Raw genomic sequence first — 22,537 nt, forward strand, 5'->3', positions numbered from 1 at the left:
ATATAAGTTGAAGGCTTGTGAAAAATTACAAAAGATTTTTCACTGCATTTCATTTCGTTCAGCATGACAATGCGTTCTATCAATCAACTAATTTTTATCCAGTTTATTATATTTCTTCATCAAATTTTCATAGACTCCCTGTGGAAGAATCCATTTCAACGGAACTCCGATTTTCTGCCCGAATTTACCAAAATAATAATGAGCTTTCCATTTATTTTTCCCTAAAAGTTTTTCAATGTATTCTGCTACCTCCAATGGTTCAGTTCCGTCATCTACATGAGAATTCATCAAGGCATACACTTTATCGAAAACATTTTTATAGGGTTGGGAAACCTGGGCAATCACTCTGTTGTCTGCAATATTAGTTTTAATATCACCTAAATGCAGTGAACATACTTCAATATTCCATGGATAGACTTCATACCTCATTGCTTCCGTTACTTTATCCAAAGCAGATTTTGAAGCAGAATAGAATCCTCGGAATGGCAGTCCCATCTCACTACCGATACTGGATACATTAATGATCTTTCCAAATTTGTGTGCTCTCATGGTCGGAAGAACGGCGCTCATCATTTGAACAGGCCCGGCAAGATTAAGACTGAAAAGTTTAAGGATATCCTCTTGGGTAGAATCCTCAACAGCTCCTACCATTCCCATTCCTGCATTGTTGATAAGGACATCAATTCTTGTTTCAGATTTCAGTACTTCTGCAACAGCATTCTTAACGGCAGTGTTGTCGGTAACATCTGTTGGAATAGATTTGAAATATTGACTTTCCGTATATTTTCGGCTTAAACCATATACTTTGTGTCCTTTTTTACCAAAATATTCGGCCAAAGCAAATCCAATTCCTGATGAGGTTCCTGTGATGATAATGGTCATTTAATTCGTACGATTTATTATTATATTCATTTTTCTTGCTTATCAAGCATCAGTTTTGATTGGTGGTAAGCAGGAAAATCTATTTTCAGCAAATGTAAAAAAAGAAAAGGGAAGTCTGTGATTTATTATCCAGGAATACTTCAGCGGAAAATAAGTGAATCTACACTTTCATTATAGTCTATTGTCTCAGTTGGGTTATAAATTTAAAATAAAGTTAATATCAGTTGTGTATCGAATATTAATAGAATAGTTATTTTTTGATTCTATAGTATTGAAAAAAGTGATTTAATTTCCTGATAAAGAATCCAAGGAAAGGGAAAACTAAAATTTCTTAATAAAAACATAAGAAAATCTTAATGTAATAGGAGGTAAGGCTGTTCTAATTTTGCATCTAATTAAAAAGGATGTCATGAATGTATTTAAAATCCCTGTCTCAGTAACATACTTAACGGGTAGGGTATTACTTATTGGTGCAATTTCAGTTTCACCGATGTTCCTCTCTCAAAAAAAAAGACAGCTTAAAAGAAAAATCCATTGACGAGATTGTTGTTGTGGGATACGGAACACAGAAAAAAAGTAAGGTATCCGGCGCTGTTACGGAGGCTTCGTTGGATAAACTTAGTTCCAGATCTTTATCAGGAGTAGGAGAAGCTCTTCAGGGGAAGGCTCCCGGAGTGACTGTTGTGAACGAAGGGGGAGATCCTAATGGCTCACCCAAAGTGAATATCCGTGGTTTGGGCGGGGTGAATGGTGAATCTCCTCTTTATGTTGTGGATGGAGTAGTTTTTAATGGAACTCCTGCTATTAACCCCAATGATATTCAGGATATTTCTGTGCTTAAGGATGCTTCTGCAGCTATTTATGGAGCGAGGTCTTCCGGAGGGGTAATCCTGATCACCACTAAAAGAGGTAAAAAAGGAACTCTGACAGTAGATTTTGATGTTAAATACGGAATTAACCAGGCATGGAAATTAAGAGAATCTTTAAATGCAGCTGAATTCCAGGATGTAATGCGCCAGGCATACGAGAATGCAGGAAAGCTGAATAACCTTCCTTTAGCCTTCAATGCAGATAAATATGCTGACGGAGGAATTACCAGAACCAACTGGATGAAAGAGATCTTTCGTACAGGAACTATTCAGGAATACAACGTAAATCTTAATGGCGGAAATGAAAAATCCAGATTCTTCGTGGGAATGAACCATAGAAGTCTTGAAGGAATTTTATTAAACACTCAGGCAAAACGATATAATTTCAGGGTAAACTCTGAACACAAAGTAAAAGACTGGTTGACGATTGGAGAGAATATGTACTATAACTATTCTGACGGAAACACAGCCAATACAAAGAATGGATACACAGGAGCTTTGGTTGCCGCCATGTATTACCCGCCAAACGTTCCGGTTTATACTCCATCCGGAGCTTTTTCAGGACTACCGATTGATGTAGCAGGCGGATATGGAGATATGATTAACCCTGTTGCTTATTTGAAAAGAATCAGTATTCAAAATCCTACCCATGAGATTTTGCTCAATCCTTACATGGAAATTACGCTGGCTAAGGACTTGAAATTCCGCTCCAATTTTGCTCAAACCTTTAAAATAGGGAATGTAAAAGAATTTACTTCCAGAGTGTTGGAGGTAGGAAAGATCTTTGATACCAACAGTTTGGAATATCAGAACAATAATATTTCTACTTCTCTTGCTGAACAGCTCCTTACTTACAAATTTACAACGGGTAAACATAATTTTGACTTCCTTGCAGGTTTAACGTTCCAGAAAACAACCGAAGACGGATTCCGGGCAAAAACTTTTGATTTCAGAAGTGAAGCGGAAGCCTTCCGATATCTTCAGAATGCTGCAGATACTTATAAAGAAGCAGAAAGTTATAAATACAGAAGTGCTTTAACTTCTTATCTGGCAAGAGTAAACTATGACTATGCCGGGAAATATATGATCAGTTTACTGGGAAGAAGAGATGGAACATCTCTAGTTTCTAAAGAAAAACATTTTGCAGATTATTATTCAATTTCAGGAGCGTGGATGGTATCTAAAGAAAATTTCATGAAAGATATTGTATGGCTCTCCAACCTGAAATTAAGAGGAAGTCATGGTATTTTAGGAAACCTTGGCGGGGTTTCTTACCAGGCAGTAAATCCGCAGATGATCCGTGATAATAACATTATTTTCGGACAGGACCCGGCACAGAATATTGCTTATTATGCGAAAACAAGGCCCAATCCGGATTTGAAATGGGGGAAATCAGAGCAAACCAACTTTGGGGTGGACGCTTCCTTCTTCCGTAACAGGCTTGCTGTGCAGTTTGATTACTTCGTGAAAAAATCAACTGATCAAATTTTCAATGTGAACCTTCCGAGTACGGCAACGTATGTAGATCAGTATGTAAATGCAGGATTATTTCAGGATAAAGGATATGAAATAGGAATTAATTTTAATGGTAAAAATACCGGAGATTTTACCTATTCAATCGGAGCAACTCTTAGTCAACTAAAAAATACGGTGAAGCAATTGGCCGATGTAGATGAGATCTTTATCAACAGTAATAATGTACGTGGAGTTCTGAAACCTACCCGTATAAAAGTGGGCGAATCTCTTTATTCCTATTATGGTTATAAGACCGATGGGATTTTCCAGAGCCAGGCAGAAATCAATAATTATAAAGATGCTAACGGTAATCTTATTCAGCCTAATGCGAAACCCGGAGATATTAAATTCCTGAAAAAGAAGGCAATACAGGAGCATTGAATAATAATGATTTTGTAAACCTTGGAAATCCATATCCAAAATTCTCTTACGGATTATCTTATAATATGACCTGGAAAAATTTTGACCTTAACTTATTCTTCCAGGGTGTTTATGGGAACAAAATATTCAACGGATTGAAATTTATTTCATTAAACCCGGGAGGAACAGGACAGAATTATAACATGGACAGAGAGATCCTGAATGCATGGACTCCTCAGAATACCAATACCAATATTCCAAGAGTGGTGCAGGGTGATCCAAGTGGTAATTATTCCAAAGTATCCGATTTTTATGTAGAAGACGGTTCTTATCTGAGGCTTAAAAACCTTACAGTCGGATATTCATTACCACGTGAACTTTACAAAAAACTTGATGTGAATAAAATCAGAGTGTATGTTACCAGCAATAACTTGTTTACCATTACCAAATACACAGGTTTTGACCCTGAAGTGGGAATGGAAACGTATGGTGTAGATACCGGAAGATATCCTCAGGCCCGTTCATTTATTTTCGGACTGGAAGTCGGGTTTTAATCTAAAAACAAATTTAAAAGTAAAAAGATGAAGATTTTCAATACAATCATTTTAATAACAGGGCTGTCTGCTTCAGTATTATCATGTACTAATGAACTGAACATAGAGCCGGAAGGGACACCCACGGAAGCCAATTTCTGGAAAAACGAAAATGACTTGATTACCGGTGCTAATGCTATGTATAAACCGCTTTCTGACAGCGAATTTTATGGAAGAGGGTTTTTCTGGTTTATTAATGCCAGTGATGATATGGTAACAGGAAGATCAAAAAGTGAAGCCGATAATGTGAAGAATTTTAGCAGTAATTATATTGCTGCCGGAGATCTGGAAACACAATGGAACAAAAGATATACAGTAATTGGTGTTGCGAATCGTGTTATCCGTAATATTGATAATGTCCAGGCTTCACAAGCTGTAAAAAACAAATATTTGGGTGAGGCACTGTTTATGAGCAGCAGAATGTATTTTGAATTGGCTTACAGCTATGGAAATGAAAAAGCAGGCATTCCAATCATAGACCGTACAAAAGAACCGGATCCAAACCCGATTCCAAGGGCTGCCAATGTAATGGAGAACTATAATTACATTGTAAATGATCTGAAAAAAGCAGCAGAATTACTGCCTGGCCAGGAAGAACTTCCAACCAAAGATTATGGAAGGCCTCATAAAGCTGCAGCTTGGGCGTTGCTGGCAAAAGTATATCTGTTTATGAAAGATTGGAAGAATGCAGAATATTGGGCAAATGAAGTAATGACCAAAGGAAACAGAAAACTGTTGAATAATTTCGGCGATGTTTTTAAAGCAGAAAATAATTACAGTTCAGAATATATCTGGTCCGTACCAAGTACTACTAAGTTTAATGGAGTAGGAAGTATCCTTCCGGGGGTAATGCTGGAAAACAAAGGTTGGGGGAAATATAATGGTTGGGGATACTTCCAGCCTACAAAAGAATTGTATGATGAATACGAAGCCGGAGACCTTAGAAGAAGTGTGACTATCCTTAAAGAAGGGGATCAGTTTACCTTTGATGGAGCGGTAAGAACATATGCTACATCTAATTCCCTTACAAAAGCTCAGTTTAATAAGTATATGGATGCATTCAAATATCCATTTAAAGAGGGGCATGTAAATGCTAATGGAGATTACCCTTGTACAGACCTTGCAGTTCCTATTATGCGTTATGCTGAGGTAATCCTTATAAAAGCGGAAGCATTACTTATGCAGAATAAACCTGCAGATCAGGAAATCAATATGATCAGAAAACGCGCTGGCCTTACTTTGAAAAGCGGTTATACTATGGCAGATCTGAAACATGAAAGACGTTGTGAGCTTGCCGGTGAATGGGCAGACAGACACAGAGACCTTGTCCGTTGGGGAGACGCACAGGCAACCTATGCTAAGCCTCTTCATGGCATGGATGGAAAAGAAGCTTGGGCAGCCAGAAACTTTAATCCAGCAGTTCATAATGTTTGGGCGGTACCACAGGTGGAGATTGTAAACAGCCACGGTGTTATTAAACAAAACGAAGGTTGGTAAAATTTTAATCTTATCTATCAGTCACGGTATCATTGCAGGACCTCTGTGATGATATTGTGTTTTAAAAGGAAATATAGAATAACCATGTTAATGATAGGAGTGATATTCTATTTAGCCTACAAAAACCATAAAAATTTACGAATGAAACTATCAAAAATATTGGGTTTGCTGGCCCTGGCAGTTTTCTCTGAAAACCAGGCACAAAATTATTTGAATTATAATGTGGGAAATGCCCATTCTCACAATGATTATATGCAGGAGATTCCTTTTTGGCAGGCATATTATGCCAACTTCGGTTCTATTGAAGCAGATGTTTTTCTGGTGAAAGGAAAGCTTTGGGTGGCCCATACAGAAAAAGAACTTTCCGCAGACAGAACGCTGGAAAACCTTTATCTGGATAATATTGCAAAACAGATCAAACTGAATAAAGGGAATATTTATAAGGATGCGAACAAAAAGCTCCAGTTGTTGATTGATATCAAACAGGATTATAAAACAAGCTTAACAGCTTTGGTTAATACATTGAAAAAATATCCTGAAATTACTAACAATTCAGGAGTAAAGATAGTAATCACGGGTGGAAGACCTCAGCCGGTTGACTTTAAAAACTATCCCAATTATCTTTATTTTGATGGAGACCTGAATAAAGACTATTCCGCAGATCAGTTAAAAAGAGTTGGAATGTTCAGTGCAGATTTGCCAGAACTGGTAAAATGGAATGGAAAAGGAATTCCTAGAGATGAAGAAACGGAGAAAATCAAAAAAGCTGTGGATAAAGCGCATGCTCAGCAAAAACCAATGCGCTTCTATGGTGCTCCTGATTTTCCTAATGCCTGGGTAAACCTGATGGATATGGGAGTAGATTACATCAATACCGATCATATTCCGGATCTTAAAAAATTCATGAATACCATTCCAAGGAATTTCTATAAAAATACCAAGGAATATGCAGCTTATACTCCAACCTATAAAACGGACGGAATCAGCAAAAAAGTAAAAAATGTAATTCTTTTGATTCCAGACGGTACTTCTCTTCCTCAATACTACGCTGCTTTTACGGCCAATAAAGGAAAGCTGAATGTATTCAATATGAAATCCACAGGGTTATCTAAAACCAATTCATCAAACGCCTATATTACCGATTCAGCACCGGGATCTACAGCATTTTCTACAGGAGTAAAAACAAAAAATACATTTGTAGGGGTAGATGGAGCTGGAAAAGCTTTAGCACAGATTCCAGATATTATTGCTGCAAAAGGATTGGTATCCGGATTGATCTCTACCGGTGATGTAACGGATGCAACTCCTGCCGATTTTTATGCCCATTCTGATAACAGAAACAGCTCTGAACCTATTCTGAAAGACTTTGCTTCTTCTAAGGCTAAAATTCTTATCGGAGGTCCCACCAGTGGGTTAACTCAAGACACAGAGCAGCAATTGAAAGAGGCTAAAGTAGATATTTATCACAGCCTGAAATCTGCAGAGAAAATCAACAACAGAACACTGGTTATTGATCCTCTGGCTTCACAAAGAATCACAAACGGAAGAGGAAACTGGCTGGCTGATGCCTTTGATGTTACTTTGAATGATTTGAAGAATAATAAAAAAGGATTCTTTATGATGGTGGAAGCTTCCCAAACTGATGGCGGCGGGCACAGCAATAATATAGAACAGCTGGTTACCGAATTACTAGACTTTGATCATGTAGTAGGAAAGGCTATGAAGTTTGCAGATGAAAATAAAGAAACGCTGGTTGTAGTTGTGGGTGATCATGAAACTGGTGGATTAACGCTTTTAGATGGAAGTCTGAAAGACGGTTGGATATTTGGAAATTTCAGTACCAATGACCATACTTCTATTCCCGCAAGTGTTTTTGCCTATGGTCCGAATTCCAAAGAGTTTACAGGACTGTTTGAAAATACAGAAATTTTCAATAAAATCATGGCCGCTTACGGCTTTGAAAAATAGTTGAATTCAATCAACCATAATTCTTAATAAAAAATGTAGTCTTTAATATTTAATAGCTAAAGACTACATTTTTACTTTTACAAATATCACAGTATAAAAACAGTCACTGAAAGTCATAAGATTTTCAAAGCTGTAGTGTACTTTCTATACACAAAGCTTATCACTTAAAATTGACTTAAGGGTTTAAAACTTTTGTGCCTTTTGTGGTTAAACATTTTCATATGATATTCTCACACCTATTTTACAGTAACATCTGCTCAATCTGCATAATCCGCGAGAATAAATAAAAAAGCTATCCCAAGAAAGAGACAGCTTTACTACTACAATTTATATTTAACTATTCTAAAAATTAGTCTTTACAATCAGCTCTGCCAGTTCAGCATTTACAAAATCAATAGGCATAATTCCATACGATCCTTTTGTATTACTTTGGAAGAATGTTTTAAGTTTCGGGTTGATTGCGTTGGAAACGGTAGGAATGCTTGGAATTCCAAAGATTCCCGGTTTGTAGCCACTGGTGAAGTTGATGAAAAGTCTATCACTGTTGCTGTTCTTGGCATCATTGAACAGGGTTGAAATTCCGTTCCATTTATCATCATTATTAGTAACTTTATAATAATCCTGAACCTTAAGCTGAGCCCCTGGATTATTAATTTCAAAGGTTGTATTATCAGCCCATGAAGTCGCATTGATTCCTTTAGCAGCTTGTGTAGGGAATCGTCTAAGCAATCTGATTTTTCCTCTTACTTCTCCAAGAGTAGGAATGTTTGTTCCAAGATTCCATTTTGAAGGATTTTTCTGTACGTAGGAATCGAAAGTACTTTCAAAACTTCTTGTAGTGTTGGAAGGATCATGTTCTTCTTTTACAGACATGATGATGGTTTCAGATGGATGACTTTCCAGAAATGCATAACAGGCATTCAGGACATCGTCGAAATTCAAATTCTGGTAAATAGCACCATGATGAATGGTAAATGAATTATCAATATGTCTGCAGCGGATATCAAGAAATCGAACTCCTGCATTTAACTGTTCAGCAATACTGAGGTCCTGTGTTTTGGCTGTTCCTGAAATTACAGGGGCATCTATACGTGCTCCGGAATCGTGTGTTCCGGGGATTGAAATTTTTGAAATTGAAATATTATCCTGAAGACCAGCCATCCAGCTGTTCATTTGTACAGGTGCCAATGAAGCTATTTTATAGTTTGCTTTGTTTGCAGAGGTCAGACCTGTTTCATTAGAATCTCTTTCTGCCATTCCTTCAGCGCATGAATAGAATACAGCTGCTGTGGCCATACTAAGCGTAAAAAATTTTACGTATTTGATTGGGTGCTTGAACATAGTTTATATTTTAATGGTAGCTAAAATTAAGAATATGTCAAGTAATGAGGAGTTAACTTAGTTTTAAGAGATGATTAAGTTGTTGTGTTGAAAGGCGGGAAGAGGGAAGCTCTTTAAGTTGAGAATGAGCTGTTTTCATTTTATTTATACTGAAATAGTAGATCAAAAGTCTATTATAGCTTTTCCAGGATAGTTAGCCTCCAGCTTCCATCATCCTGCTCCCTTCTTAGAAAACAAAATCTTCCTTCATTCCCGGAATCTTGAACTTATGCTCTCCTATTTTAAAATCATTCATTTTAATAAGAGGTTTAAACTTATGGATGAATTCTTTATAAACGTTTTCCGGTATTTTTGCTTCATCATCACATGATGAATATTCTCTGTCTACAATTACTTTTCCGGTGGAGAAATTAATTTCCTGGGTAAAATTAAAATCACAGGTGTCTGCAAAATTATCATATGAGCCAATTAGGTAAAAATCACCGTTCTGAAACCTGAAGGTATGTTTATTAATCTGAGTATGCCTTGAATTGCTGAAAAAACTCTGCTCCACCACCAGACAATTATTTTTTATCTGGATGTTAAGAATATTATCTTCAGGATAGAAGCCTAGGCCGCTTGAATACAATAGGCTGGAATTCTCTTTCCAGATTTTAAATTGTCCCTGTTCGTTTTTTAAGATATAGAAGACTCTTTTATAATCCTTTTTCCGGATGTGCTTTCATAGTCAGATACAGTTTTGCCTGTATCAAATACAATAACCGTTTCATCTTTTCCATCTTTATCCAAATCTCCTTTTACCTCAGTTACCTTTTTATAACCTCTGGGAACAGTAAAATTCTTCAGGTTTTGAGCATAAGAGATCGTGAAAAATAAGATGATAATAAAAGAAAGCAGTTTTTTCATAAAGATTTTGATGTTATAATCCAGTGTCTTCCTTTACGATGAGGTTCGAATCACTCAAAGTACACAGGCAGCCTTTGATCGTTTTGTAAATTCCTGTAATATCAGTTTCCTTTCCTTTAGCATCAGTTACCGTAATTCCTGTGGAATAGGATTCGTCTTCAGCATAATAAGATTTATATAACTGATATTGATAGCCATTATTAGCAAATGAAAGATAATTAAGCTCCATTCCTGCATTTTGTTTTCCGCCGCCTCTCATATAAGATCTGTAGCTAAACTGTTTCCAGCTATCTTTGGTTTTTTCTGAAGGAAATTCCATTTCTACTTTATTTTTGTTTCCGAAACGATATTGGATATAGGCATCTTTTTTATCTTTTACCAATACCACCTTCTTCTTTCCATTCTTTGTTTCAAAGGAGTATATGATTTCTTCATTAGGAAGGAGATATTGTGCCCAAATTGACAGAGGAACTGCCAAGGCAAATAAGATCAGAAATTTTTTCATGATTGGGTGTAGTTTTTAGATCATGTGGTCATTTGAGAAAATACAATGATTCATCCTCAAATTACCACATGATGAGATTTTCAAATTATTTTGTCATTACACTGGCAAGATCTTCCCAAAACACCGGGTAAGATTTTTCCACTACATCTTCATCTTCAATAGACAGTTCTCCGATCAGACAGTAAGGCGCAAAACTCATCGCCATTCTGTGATCCTGATATGTTTTGATTGAAATATGTTTCTCAGGTTCTCCGAAACTTACAGACTCAATGGTTAAATCAGTGATTTCTGTTTCAGTACCCAGTTTTTTCAGTTCATTATATAAAGCCTGAAGTCTGTCTGTTTCTTTTACTCTTAATGTTCCCAATCCTGAAATTTCAAAAGGGATTTTCAATGCAGCTGCTGTTACACAAAGTGTTTGTGCAATATCCGGGCAGTTGTTCATATCCAAAACAATTTTTTCAGGGAAAGAAAAATCAGGCTGAGGCTCCAAAGTCAGTTTGTGTTCAGCTTCAGAGTAGGTTGTTTTAATGCCGAAGAAATCCTTATAGATTTTTGCAATGGCAGAATCTCCCTGTGTAGATTCTTTGTAAAAGCTCTTTAGGTGAATAGTCTCTCTTCCCAATGCACAGATCGAGTAGAAGTAAGAAGCCGAACTCCAGTCGCTTTCCACTTCATAGCTTTTGGTGGAAGCTTCATGATCCGGAGTGAAAGGAGCTACTTTAATTGTATTTCCTTCAAAACTGTTTTGAATCCCGAATCTTGTAAGAATATCAAGAGTCATTTCAATATAAGATCTTGAAGTCACTTCACCCACAAGATGAATCTCCAATCCGTTTTCAAGTTTTCCTGCAATAAGAAGCAGAGAGGTAATAAACTGGCTGGAAATATTCGCAGGAACATTCACAGAAGTCTGCGTAATCTTTTTCCTGTAATTTTTAAAGGAGGAAATCCTTCATTCTCCATATACTCAATCTCAGCACCAAGATCTTTCAAGGCACTTACCAGATTTTTGATAGGTCTTTCCTTCATTCTTCCGGAACCGGTAAGGATCGTTGTTTTTCCATCCTGGATAGAGTAGTAGGACGTAAGAAAACGCATGGCTGTTCCTGCATGGTGAATGTCTACCACATCGGTAACCTCAGATAATGCCTTTTTTAGCAGCTGAGTATCCTGGGAATTGGATAAATTTCCGATTTTTATATTACTAAACAGACTTTCCAGAATCAATAAACGATTCGAAATACTTTTCGAACCGCTGATCTGTACTGTTTTATTTCCTATTAATGTTGATTTTTCTAGCTTCTTCATTATTTCTTCATATTTCAAGCCTGAGATCAGATTTCAAATACTTCTATAGACATCTGGAATCTGATCTCAGGAATCTTATTTTAATTTTTCATTATTTTGATGACGGTCTTTATCACGATCTGTTTTGATTTTCATTTTTCTGTCAAAAGCATCCTGTAGATTAACTCCGGTTTGATTAGCCAGACATAAGGTAACAAAAAGTACATCTGCCAGTTCCTCACCAAGGTCTTTGGTTTTATCACTTTCCTTTTCACTCTGTTCACCATATCTTCTGGCGATGATTCTTGCCACTTCACCCACTTCCTCAGTCAGCATAGCCATATTGGTCAGTTCATTAAAATATCTTACACCGATGGTTTTGATCCATTCGTCAACCTGCTGTTGTAATTGAGTAATTTCCATTATTGATAAGCTCCGATAGTTGGATTAGGAGTTCTAGATTCATTCACAATATCAAAAGGCAGAGTGCCTGCTATTACAGGATCTCCTTTTCCTTTAGCCGGAGAGGTGGTTTTTACCCTTAGATTCATTTTTGCAGCGAAATAATTCATGAACTGCGGATCTGTATTTTTGATGCTCTGCACCACATTCACATTATTGTCGAAGGTAAAACCAGCTTCGGAAGTACTGGAATATTTTAACAGACAGTTTTGAATGAAATATTCAAATTGCTGTCCCGGTGTTTGTTCAAACTGAACCGAATTTTCTCGGTCAGAATATACAATACTGTTATATAAGTTAAATTGTTGTAAAGCACCCTGTTCTGTCTGCCCGGCAGCATTTTTCCACTCATTTGTTACGAAAATTCCTTTTCTGTCAAACGATTCAATAGATTTAGAATAGTTGGCAATAGTGGCATGAGTATAGTTGTGTTTTCCACCTTTGAAGATCCCGATACATGATAAACCAGCATTATTCATTACTAAATTTTTGGCAGTTACAGTAGAGTTTACCGCATACATACCATATTCAAAGAAAGTATGAATAAATGAATTGTTGATATTGGCTGTTGTCTGGTTCATTTCAAGACCTCTGGTTCCGCCAAATAACCTTGCATGGTTCATATTTAGAATAGAGTTGGGTTCCATTTTGATAGAATTCCAGTTTTTAGAAATGGTATCATAATAAGGGTCATTTCTGTCACCACGAAGAATTACCTGATTGTCCAGTGTTCCGTTAATATTTAAAACTGCATTTTTAGAAACCTTCATTCCACTGTTTTTGTGAAAATAAACTTTGGTTCCCGGATCTATATCCAGTGTGACATTAGGATCTATGGTAAGATCTCCGTAGATGATTTTCGCTTTATTATTGTTCCATGTTGTAGAAGAAGTAATCACATTGGGGTTCGTGGGAGTCTGAATAAAGAATTCAGCATCCTGAACAACTGAGAATAGAGTCACATGCTGTTGTCCGGCTGGTCCGGTGAAAATCACTTTGTCTTCAGCAATAGCTTCGGGCCCTGTGGCCTGAGGAGCAATTTCTACATAGATATACAGACTGTCTTTTTTTCTTAAAGGAACATCTTTAAAATCATGTCCCGGCTTTCCATCTACATTTATTCTGTATAATGATGCCGCTCCTTTTTCAAGATTTATTCTTGGGATCAGAACATCTTTATCTTCATTATTATACACCTTTACTACATAGGTCTCTGAACGCACCTGATGATAAACTGTATCGCAAAATACAGTATCTCTTGAAAATCTCAGCTGTTGCGAAGGGGCATCAAAGGTAATATCATCCTTATTACATGATACTGTTACGAGGAGCATCCAGAAAGAAAAAGCCAGTAATAATTTGAATTTCATTGAAATTAATGTTTAGTAAGTTCCAAATTTAACGAAAATACTTTGAATTTCTTATCATGAAAAAAATATTGAATTCAGTATTTGGATATTAGAAAAAAGTTGTACTTTTGCAACCTAAAATTAGCAGAGAAATATCCATTACTATTTCGAAAGCAAACTTTAATTTTTTAAAAATAGCATTATGAAAAACGGAATCCACCCAGAAAATTATAGACTTGTTGTTTTCAAAGATATGAGTAACGACGAGGTGTTTCTTTGCAAATCTACTGCAGAAACAAAAGATACTATTGAGTTCGAAGGACAAGAGTATCCACTAATCAAAATGGAAATCTCTTCAACTTCTCACCCTTTCTACACTGGTAAAGTGAAATTAGTTGACACTGCAGGTAGAGTTGATAAGTTCATGAACAAATACAAAAAATTCGCTAAGTAATTTTTGTATACTCAAAATATGAAAGCCTTTCAATTTTTTGGAAGGCTTTTTTGTGGTTAAAAGATAAATGATAAGAGTTATAAATTAAGGAAAGATGAATTCACAGTATCGTCTTCCATCTCTTAGTCTATTATCTATCCGTCTATTATCTATCAATCTATTATCTTCGATCTTCTATCTCAACTTCTCTCATCTTTTTTGTATTTTTGTTCAAAACACACCTTAGAAACCAAATATAACTCCCGGAGTATAAAATCTCCAGTTAAAAATCAAAAAATGCAATTAGTATTTTCAGACGCACAATATTGGGAAGATTTTCTTCCGCTTACCTTTACCCGACCGGTTGCAGCCATGCGATGCGGAATCCTTACCTTCTCTGAAAGATGGCAGAGAATTCTGGAGAATACCGAAATTTCTTATTTTACAGAAATGTATCTTCAGGATAAGTTTAAAACCCCGGAAGAAAAGGAAAGCCTTTTTTTAGTTCCGAACTTTATCCCTACAGAATCTGTGATTCAGCAGATCAAAGACCTTAAGCAGGGTGAAGCGTTAGTATATGAAGATGAGTTGGTAGCAGCGAAGATCAATATGAAGGGTTTTCTCTTCATCAGATCGAAAAAATGACGGATATTAAAGAAGAGCTTATTTTCTTTAAAAAACCGAAAGATTTATTTACCTATAACCATCATGCTATCGATTTTGATTTTGATCTTCTTACCCAAGGAAGAACTTCTCAGGAATTGTCTTCCACCAACGGTTTTTTAGGAGATAAAAAAGATCTTTTCATTGAAGAAGGAGCTTCTGTTGAATTCTCAACCATCAATACCAAAACCGGAAAAATCTATATTGGTAAAAATACAGAGATCATGGAAGGCTGCCATCTTCGCGGGCCTATCGCACTTTGTGATGACTCTAAATTTAATCTTGGTGCCAAAATTTATGGAGCCACTACAGTAGGACCACATTGTAAAGTAGGAGGAGAGGTGAACAATATTATTATTTTCGGATATTCCAGTAAAGGTCATGAAGGGTTTGTTGGAAATTCTGTGATTGGTGAATGGTGTAACTTTGGAGCAGACAGCAATTCATCCAACATGAAAAATAACTACGGAAATGTAAAATTCTGGAGTTATAGAACCAAAGCTTTTGAAGACACTGGCTTACAGTTTGCCGGCTTGATCATGGGTGATCATTCAAAAACGGCGATCAATACACAGCTGAATACAGGAACTGTCATTGGAGTTGCCTCCAATATCTTCAAACCAGGTTTCCCACCTAATCTTGTGGAAAACTTTTCATGGGGCGGCTTGAAAGATGATGAAAGATTCAGATTAGATAAAGTCTATGAAGTAGCAGAAAGAGCCATGGCGAGAAGAAAAGTAGCTTTAACAGAAGAAGATAAGGCGATTTTGAAACATGTTTTTGAAACGTATTAAAAAAGTAAACCTCCGGATTTCGGAGGTTTTTTTCGTTTAATAATATTCAATTTTCCTAATCCATTTATATAAATCTTTTCCATTTATATTTTTAATAATTTCTGTCCAGTTTTTTTGCTTATCAAACTTATATTTGAAATTTATTATGATTGGCTCTACGATTTTATCTTCCAGTATAGGTTTATCTAAATAAATTAATCTGATTATATAATTTCCTTTGTACTCATACCTGCTATCTTGCCAAAGTTTTTCTTTGTAGTACATGGTTTTTTGTTTCAACTTTTGATCTTTAGTATATATATAAATAGTATATGTCTTTTTTCCATCATCATCTATACTTTCAGTTTTGATTATTTTTCCGTTTTCATATATGATGTATGACAATATTTTTCCGTTATTGAAGTCTGTTTGTTTTATTATATTCCCATGCTCATCATACTCATATTTAAGATGTCTGCCTAAAGATATTTTTTTATTTTGATAATCACTCTTATAATCAAAATACTTCTCTTCAATTATTTTATATTGGTCATCATACATTTTTATTCTATTCAATTTCTGATGATAAATGGAGTCCTTGCCTTCTGTATAACCTTTGCCTACTTTCTTCCAAATATCATTTGTAATTGCAAAAATGCTATCCGTCTTTGAAATTGCATCAAACTTGGTAATAAATAAAGGGTTGAAACTTTCAAGGTTATTCCCGTATTTTTTCATAGGCTCATCCTTTCTTTTATAGTACAATTCTGAGAATTTGGCAGTTTTGCTATTTCCATCATAAAAATAGTGACGAGTACTTTCTGAATACCCTCTTGTATTTTGAGTCGTCAACCTATTTAAGCTATCATAAACATAATTGTAATCATCTACAATTTTTCCTGATTTATAATACCACGTTTCTTTTGTTATATTCCGGTTTTTATCATAGAATGTTTCATTATTGATATATCGGCAGAAATCTGTTTCAAACCATGTGTCCTGCATTCTGTTTCTTAGATTTTTTGGAGTCATAATTACAGCATGCCCATATTCACTATCATTACTCAAAAAAGTATATGGTCTTGAATCATTTAGAAAAAGGACATATTCTTTTACGAATTTTGGTTTCCCTAAAATTGAATCTTTTATAACTTGAGCGTTAAAACAAGCAGATAAAAAAAATAAGATAAATAGTATTTGTTTCATATTTCATCACTTGAAAAAGCCTCCGAAGAGGCTCTATTTATTGCTTAGTGAAAGTCAAATCTTTTGTTTCAGGTAGATAAATGTTAATATCTGTTCCGGGTGGACATCTTTTGCTGTCAAGAATTATATCGTTTGGGCGATATTCCCATGATATTTGAGTACTATTAAGCCTTTTTAAAATTATACTTCCCCAGCCTACACCACAATTAGTACCTCCATAATATAATAAAAGTTTATTTCCATTATCTTCAACCCACATGCTATAAATGGAGTGTATTAATTGTTGCTCAGGTAAATTCATACCCTGAGTATTTTGAACTACTTGATCTGAAGAATTTTTAATAATATATTTAATAGATAATACATCTTTATAATATTTGTATTGACTACCATCAAAAAGTTTATGAATAAGTTTATTAATGAATAACGTTATTTTATTATTCTGATAAGAAGCTTCATAAGTTCCAATGAAAGAGTTTAGTTCATTATTAGTATCTTTTAAGTAGGAGTAATTGGGAATTTCTGTATAATCAGTCCTTAAAGGATAAATTTGTTGCGCTCTACATGAAAACACAACAAAAATCCCCATTATAATTAGACCATTTCTCATTACTGTTTTGTAAATATTAAATCCTTTGTCTCTGGTAAATATATCTTTGTATCTAAGGTTGGAGGACATTTGCTGGCTGTTGTTACAATATCATTGGGTCTATATTCCCATGAGATTTGTGTTGAATTAATCTTCTTTAATTTAATTTCTCCAAAACCAACGTTACAATTAGTTCCATTATATATTAACTCTGCTTTATTTCCATTTTCTATAACCCATAAGCTATAAATTGTATATTTAAGGCTATTATCGGGTAATCCTATATTTTTAGTATCTTGTAATATAGCGCCAGAAGAATCTTTGGCAATGTATTTTACAGATAGAACGTCCCTGTAGATTTGCTTTCCTTTAGTATTAAAAAAGCTTGTCATTTTCTTTAGTAATATAAAGAATGATTTGAACTCCATTATAAACTGATGAGTATATACCTACAAATGATTGAAGTTCATTGTTTGTATCTTTCAAGTGAGACATATTAGGAACATTATTTACTGAAGTTAACAAAGGATAAGTTTGTTGCGCTTTACAAAAAAGCACAACAAATATTCCCAATATTTTAAATAAACATTTCACTATTGTTTAGTAAAAATTAAATCCTTCGTTTCCGGTAAATAGATCTTTGTATCCAAAGTTGGAGGACATTTGCTTGCAGTTGTTACAATATCATCCGGACGATATTCCCAAGATAACTGAGTTGAATTAATTTTCTTTAAACGAATATCTCCCCATCCTACGCTACAATTTGTCCCACTATAAATAAAATTGATGATACCTTGAGAAGGTGTTGTGCCAATGCTATATAATTCAATATTGTATAAATTATTATTTTGTGTATCCTGTAAGGTAACTCCTGCTGAATTTTTAACAATATACTTTACTATCAATGCATCCATATAGTAATTTTTTTTAGCACTTTCTTCTAATTTATTTTCTTGTTTGGTAATGAATATGGTAACTTCATTACCATTAAAGTTAGCTTTGTAGATTCCTATATAGGGATTTAACTCGTTATTAGTATCTTTTAGGTGAGCACCATTAGGAATAGTTGAAAAAGCAGTGTTAAGAGGTAAAATTTGCCCTTTACATGATATCAGATTTATGGTTAATATAAATACCATTAGTATTTTGGATTGTATTATATTCATATTATTTTATTTTTAAATTATTAATTAGGACATGGTGTTCCAACAGGTATGCCATTGCTATTTAAAGCTACATTATTAACAGTTCCATTGGCCTCTATTCGTTGTAAATTTACTTTTCCGTCCAATCCCATGTTTTTTAAAGAGTCAAAAAATAATTTTTCCAATCCCTTTTCATTAAGATCACCGGCTGAATTTTTAATATATGTGTTTCCATTTAAATTTGTATCAGTTAATTCCTTAACAGTTTTACGATAATCTTTTTCAAATTGATTCATTTGTGCAGGTGTATAAACGTAGCCTCCCAATTCTGACCCTGTTCCTGTATACTTTATTACATAATGTATATATTGAGCATTATTAGGGCAAGTATTGCACCATTCTGCTGCAATCATGCCAAGATAGGCATTTCCGACCCCATCTTGTGCACTTTGTGCTGCTGCAAATCCAAACAGAGCATCCACAATATCAGGAGGTGAAAACATATGGGTTCCGGTTGCGGTATGGTTATGATAGCCACCATATGAATCGATTACATCATTAAATACAACTTTGTGGGCTTGATTTACATCAGCAGGAACAAGAGGTCCTCCATTTTTCGGCTCTTTAAAACCGATCTCTCCAGCTTTCATGTCGCTAAGTGTTTTCAACGCCTGTGCTTTTACATCATTTATTCCTTGTTGGACTTTGGGTTTGTTCAGGAGGTTTTTGGTTTTCTCACAAGGATTAGTTGGTGGACCACCCATGCCACCACTGCTTTCACCGCCACCAGGACTCACATCCGGTTTGATGCAGTTATTCAATCCTGTACAGCCACTTTTGGGGCCAGTGCCTTTCGGACCTCCTTTGGGTGGAGAAATATCAATATTTCCGATATCGCAGGCATCATTGGAGTCAAATCCACAGCCGCTGCCTTTATTCAAACCGCTTTTCAGTTTATTTTTTAGATAAGCGATACTGAATATTTTCAGCACTTCATCATAGTAGTCGTTTCCGGAATCCAACTTTCTGAATTCCACTTCAGTTTCTTCATTCCTCAGAATACCGGCCATTAATCCGCTTACCTGTCCATTTCTTACCATCGGATAAATAATCCAGCGTTCATCTTCCAAAAGCATACTCTGGGAATGCAGCCTGAATTCTACATATTCTTCATCACTTTTACCCAGATTTCCCGATTTTATGGCAGAAGTTCTTGTATAATGCGTTTTATGAATCCCATCATAGTTTTCCATAAGAGTTTTGAAACCTTTGGCATAATCTATAGGTTCATCATTGAAAGAGGTAAATACCTGAAACTTGTTGGAGTAATATTGTTCTTCTTTAGCTGAGAGATAATCTTCACCGGTTCTACAGGACTGTAAAGACAGGGCTAAAGCAAACAGCAGCATAAGCCGCGGTGCTAAATTTTTCTTCATACGGGTGTTTTTTAATTCGTTAAATATAAATATTTTTTATTACATCACAACATGGAGATTTTTATAATGTTTTTAAAAAAAAATTTTTCTATATTATTGTTTAATACATTAATACCATCCAAAAAACGAATTCAATAAAAGATTTAGGAATGGTTTTGTCGCATGTGGTGATCCCATGAAAAATAAAAACTTCAAATTTTTCAAAGTTTTTTTATTTTTGATGTAATAGATTGTAAAGACCAGTTGTCTTACCTATAAGAAACAAAACTCATGACCCAAGAAACTTTCAAGAATACGGTGTTTATTCTCAAAGACGAGATGTATCGTTTTGCGAAGCGATTCGTCATGAGTAGTGATGAGGCAGAAGATGTAGTGCAGGATATTATGATGAAGTTCTGGCAGAAAAGGGATGAACTGGGGCAGTTTGGGAACTTAAAATCCTATGCGCTGAAGTCTGTCCGGAACGAATGCCTGAACCGCCTGAAGCATCACGATGTGAAGATAGGCTTTGCGGATATGCAGCTTCACCGGTCGGAGCTTTACAGTATGGAAGTTGATAACCTTAAGGAACATATTGTAGGATTTATCAATCAGCTCCCCGAAAAACAGAAGCAGGTGATCCACTTGAAAGATGTAGAAGAGTACGATGTTTCCGAAATTTCTGAGATGCTGGAAATGGAGGAAAATGCAGTAAGGGTAAACCTTATGCGGGCAAGACAAAAAGTAAAAGAACAAATCTCACAACTGATGAGCTATGAAAAAGATCAATTACAAGATAAATACGATGAAATCTTCCGGGAGATAAAGGAAGAAAAAATGGAATGGAGCTTTGATGACTTCCTTCAGCAGGCTGAAAGCACAACCTCTGAAGACCATACAACGCCAATTATTCCTTTAGATGAAAAGAAAAAACCCTCTTTTCCCAAATGGTTCTGGATGGCAGCCAGTGTAATGTTGGTCTTTGGAATCGGTTTTTTCCTTAAAAATAATTCGGGAGCAGAGGTTCAGGATAAGGAAAACATGGTGAAAAATGAAGTGTTGAAACAAAAGTCCGGGTTTATTGAAGAAAACCATAATCATCAGGAACAAGTGGCAGTGAATCACACCGATTCTATTTCAGGAACCAAAAAAGATTCCATTTTTCAGGATAATCATGTGGCTGAAAAAGATGTAATGGATGAAATCTTACCAAAAAGAGGAAGACTGAAAAAGGAAAAAAAACCAAGATATGCTGACAATTCCTCTTTTAATAATAAAACTAAAGATTCTACAGGATATAAAAATTCTTACGTTATTGTCAACGGAAAAAGAATTGATAATGTAGAAGAAGCAATTAATGTAACAAAATACTCATTCCAGATATTTGCAAATAACGTTAGTGAAAAATTGGCACAGCCTACGGTGGTAGATGATGATTATTAATCTGAACAACAGTTGCCATCATTAACTTAAAAAAAATAAAATTGACTCATGAAAAAACTATTCATAATATTCGCTCTTGCTTTTTCCCATTTCTTTAATGTATATGGACAAAAAGATAAATTTGATCAACTCTTTGACAAATATCAGGAAGTAGAGGGAGTAACTTCCATTAAGATTGCCAAACCGATGTTCGGAATGCTCAGCAGTCTCAATATTGATGATTCCCAGCTGGATCAGATAAAACCGTTATTGTCAAAGATCAACGGACTTAAGATCCTTATCACGGAAAATCCGGAGAAAGGAAATACTGCCGAAGGACGTAAGGTTCAGAGTAACATGTCTCAATTGAGTAAGGATATTTCTTCTTATTTAAAGAATCTGAACTACAACGAAATCATGTCCGTAAATAATGCGGGAGCAAAGGTAAAATTCCTTTCTGCAGAAGCTAAAAACGGTATTCTGGACGATCTGTTGCTAAGTATTGACGGCGGAAGCGGGGAAAGTATTTTTGTAATGCTTGACGGAAAACTGTCTATGGATGATGTAAGCAAGATTATTAATTCCAGCGAAACGAAAAAGAGCCCGATCTCTGTCACAAGAAATAGTCTTACTTCTGATAATAATTCATCTTACCTTAACGGGGAAGCCAGAAATGTAGGTGATTTTTCAGGAATTCAGGTAAGTACTGGTGTCAATGTAATCTTTAAACAGGAAAAACCAACCAGTGTAAAAGTAATTGCAGATTCAGATAAATTAGAATACATTATTACCAAAGTGGAGAATGGTGTTCTAAGAATTTATATTGATAATAAAGGGGTAAGAAACCTGAGATTTAAAAATTTAAGTGTTAATGTATCTTCTCCAAGAATGGAAAGTGTTGATGTTTCATCAGGTTCTAATCTTACCATTGTAAATTCTATTCAGGAAAAAAACATGAGAATTGATGCTTCATCCGGAGCTAATATTACCGGTGATTTCAAAATCTCAAATGCGGCAACTATTTCAGTGTCATCAGGATCTAATGTGAGAGCTGGAATAACGGCCGGAAATATAGGAATCAAAAGTTCAAGCGGATCTAATATGAGTTTGAGCGGGAAAGCAGATTCCGGAACGATAGATATCAGCAGCGGAGCCTTATGTAAAGCAGATGATTTAAAATTCACTTACCTTGAAACGGAAGCCACTTCCGGAGGAAATCTTACCGTAAACGTATCGGATAAATTAAAAGTAAGAGCATCTTCAGGAGGATCTGTGAGATATAAAGGAAGACCGGAAATCGATGCGAATATCAGTAAAACCTCTGGAGGACTGCTAAGACCAATGGATTAAAATC

19 protein-coding genes and 2 pseudogenes are annotated in these 22,537 nt (G+C 35.4%); 8 read left to right on the plus strand and 13 right to left on the minus strand.

All coding sequences use genetic code 11. The annotated features are described in order from the left end of the window. Positions 1-87 precede the first annotated feature (87 nt). On the minus strand, positions 88-882 hold the full coding sequence (locus H5J24_RS00095) for an SDR family oxidoreductase (protein ID WP_068944987.1): 795 nt from the start codon (positions 880-882) through the stop codon (positions 88-90). A gap of 551 nt (positions 883-1,433) precedes the next feature. Here H5J24_RS00095 and H5J24_RS00100 point away from each other — a divergent pair. The 4 genes from H5J24_RS00100 to H5J24_RS00115 all read left to right on the plus strand — a co-directional run bounded on the left by H5J24_RS00100 (position 1,434) and on the right by H5J24_RS00115 (position 7,684). Then, positions 1,434-3,647: a SusC/RagA family TonB-linked outer membrane protein gene (locus H5J24_RS00100; RefSeq protein WP_232815948.1), complete on the plus strand. Its 2,214-nt coding sequence runs from the start codon at positions 1,434-1,436 to the stop codon at positions 3,645-3,647. Beyond that, positions 3,644-4,180 carry a hypothetical protein gene (locus tag H5J24_RS00105; RefSeq protein WP_232815949.1) on the plus strand — a complete coding sequence of 179 codons (537 nt, stop codon included), beginning with the start codon at positions 3,644-3,646 and terminating at the stop codon, positions 4,178-4,180. Before H5J24_RS00100 ends, H5J24_RS00105 begins: the two co-directional genes overlap by 4 nt. A gap of 27 nt (positions 4,181-4,207) precedes the next feature. Next, positions 4,208-5,716: a RagB/SusD family nutrient uptake outer membrane protein gene (locus tag H5J24_RS00110; RefSeq protein ID WP_068944985.1), complete on the plus strand. Its 1,509-nt coding sequence runs from the start codon at positions 4,208-4,210 to the stop codon at positions 5,714-5,716. A 141-nt stretch (positions 5,717-5,857) separates the two neighbouring features. After that, positions 5,858-7,684 carry an alkaline phosphatase gene (locus H5J24_RS00115; RefSeq protein WP_068945235.1) on the plus strand — a complete coding sequence of 609 codons (1,827 nt, stop codon included), beginning with the start codon at positions 5,858-5,860 and terminating at the stop codon, positions 7,682-7,684. A 342-nt stretch (positions 7,685-8,026) separates the two neighbouring features. Here the strand turns inward: H5J24_RS00115 and H5J24_RS00120 are convergent, their stop codons facing one another. The 7 genes and pseudogenes from H5J24_RS00120 to H5J24_RS00150 all read right to left on the minus strand — a co-directional run bounded on the left by H5J24_RS00120 (position 8,027) and on the right by H5J24_RS00150 (position 13,558). Continuing rightward, entirely contained in the window at positions 8,027-8,980 is a 954-nt protein-coding gene (locus tag H5J24_RS00120) for a phosphatidylinositol-specific phospholipase C (protein WP_068944984.1), read from the minus strand. 271 nt (positions 8,981-9,251) lie between these two features. Next, entirely contained in the window at positions 9,252-9,653 is a 402-nt protein-coding gene (locus H5J24_RS00125) for a hypothetical protein (protein WP_232815950.1), read from the minus strand. Positions 9,654-9,700: 47 nt separating this feature from the next. After that, positions 9,701-9,931 carry a hypothetical protein gene (locus H5J24_RS00130; protein ID WP_232815951.1) on the minus strand — a complete coding sequence of 77 codons (231 nt, stop codon included), beginning with the start codon at positions 9,929-9,931 and terminating at the stop codon, positions 9,701-9,703. Positions 9,932-9,944: 13 nt separating this feature from the next. Continuing rightward, positions 9,945-10,436, minus strand: a complete 492-nt coding sequence (locus H5J24_RS00135) for a hypothetical protein (protein WP_232815952.1) — start codon at positions 10,434-10,436, stop codon at positions 9,945-9,947. Between the two features lie 85 nt (positions 10,437-10,521). Then, a pseudogene (locus tag H5J24_RS00140) lies at positions 10,522-11,747 on the minus strand (3-phosphoshikimate 1-carboxyvinyltransferase). A gap of 75 nt (positions 11,748-11,822) precedes the next feature. Continuing rightward, positions 11,823-12,149: a nucleotide pyrophosphohydrolase gene (locus H5J24_RS00145; protein ID WP_047385875.1), complete on the minus strand. Its 327-nt coding sequence runs from the start codon at positions 12,147-12,149 to the stop codon at positions 11,823-11,825. Beyond that, a complete protein-coding gene (locus H5J24_RS00150) occupies positions 12,149-13,558 on the minus strand; it encodes a hypothetical protein (protein WP_068944980.1) in 1,410 nt (469 codons plus the stop codon). Before H5J24_RS00150 ends, H5J24_RS00145 begins: the two co-directional genes overlap by 1 nt. Before the next feature lie 181 nt (positions 13,559-13,739). Between H5J24_RS00150 and H5J24_RS00155 the strand changes: the two genes are divergently transcribed. Together H5J24_RS00155 and H5J24_RS00160 are read left to right on the plus strand one after the other, a co-directional pair. After that, positions 13,740-13,991, plus strand: a complete 252-nt coding sequence (locus H5J24_RS00155) for a type B 50S ribosomal protein L31 (RefSeq protein WP_027375398.1) — start codon at positions 13,740-13,742, stop codon at positions 13,989-13,991. Between the two features lie 276 nt (positions 13,992-14,267). Continuing rightward, positions 14,268-15,427, plus strand: a pseudogene (locus H5J24_RS00160) (GlmU family protein). A gap of 36 nt (positions 15,428-15,463) precedes the next feature. Here H5J24_RS00160 and H5J24_RS00165 read toward each other — a convergent pair. From H5J24_RS00165 to H5J24_RS00185, 5 genes are all read right to left on the minus strand, one after another. Further along, the gene (locus H5J24_RS00165) at positions 15,464-16,612 is read right to left on the minus strand and encodes a hypothetical protein (protein ID WP_068944978.1); all 1,149 of its coding nucleotides are present in this window, start codon (positions 16,610-16,612) and stop codon (positions 15,464-15,466) included. Positions 16,613-16,649: 37 nt separating this feature from the next. Then, on the minus strand, positions 16,650-17,222 hold the full coding sequence (locus tag H5J24_RS00170; protein WP_068944977.1) for a DUF6705 family protein: 573 nt from the start codon (positions 17,220-17,222) through the stop codon (positions 16,650-16,652). Beyond that, complete coding sequence (locus tag H5J24_RS00175) at positions 17,222-17,593, minus strand: hypothetical protein (RefSeq protein WP_232815953.1); 372 nt, start codon at positions 17,591-17,593, stop codon at positions 17,222-17,224. Before H5J24_RS00175 ends, H5J24_RS00170 begins: the two co-directional genes overlap by 1 nt. A 201-nt stretch (positions 17,594-17,794) precedes the next feature. Further along, entirely contained in the window at positions 17,795-18,367 is a 573-nt protein-coding gene (locus tag H5J24_RS00180; RefSeq protein WP_068944975.1) for a DUF6705 family protein, read from the minus strand. 20 nt (positions 18,368-18,387) lie between these two features. After that, positions 18,388-19,782, minus strand: a complete 1,395-nt coding sequence (locus tag H5J24_RS00185) for a hypothetical protein (RefSeq protein WP_068944974.1) — start codon at positions 19,780-19,782, stop codon at positions 18,388-18,390. A 270-nt stretch (positions 19,783-20,052) separates the two neighbouring features. On the opposite strand from H5J24_RS00185, the gene H5J24_RS00190 reads away from it, so the two are divergent. Continuing rightward, complete coding sequence (locus tag H5J24_RS00190; protein ID WP_232815954.1) at positions 20,053-21,204, plus strand: RNA polymerase sigma factor; 1,152 nt, start codon at positions 20,053-20,055, stop codon at positions 21,202-21,204. A 48-nt stretch (positions 21,205-21,252) separates the two neighbouring features. Further along, positions 21,253-22,533: a DUF4252 domain-containing protein gene (locus H5J24_RS00195; protein ID WP_068944972.1), complete on the plus strand. Its 1,281-nt coding sequence runs from the start codon at positions 21,253-21,255 to the stop codon at positions 22,531-22,533. Positions 22,534-22,537: the final 4 nt, after the last annotated feature.

This window comes from Chryseobacterium capnotolerans (assembly GCF_021278965.1).
In the GTDB taxonomy this organism is placed as follows: Bacteria; Bacteroidota; Bacteroidia; order Flavobacteriales; family Weeksellaceae; genus Chryseobacterium; species Chryseobacterium capnotolerans.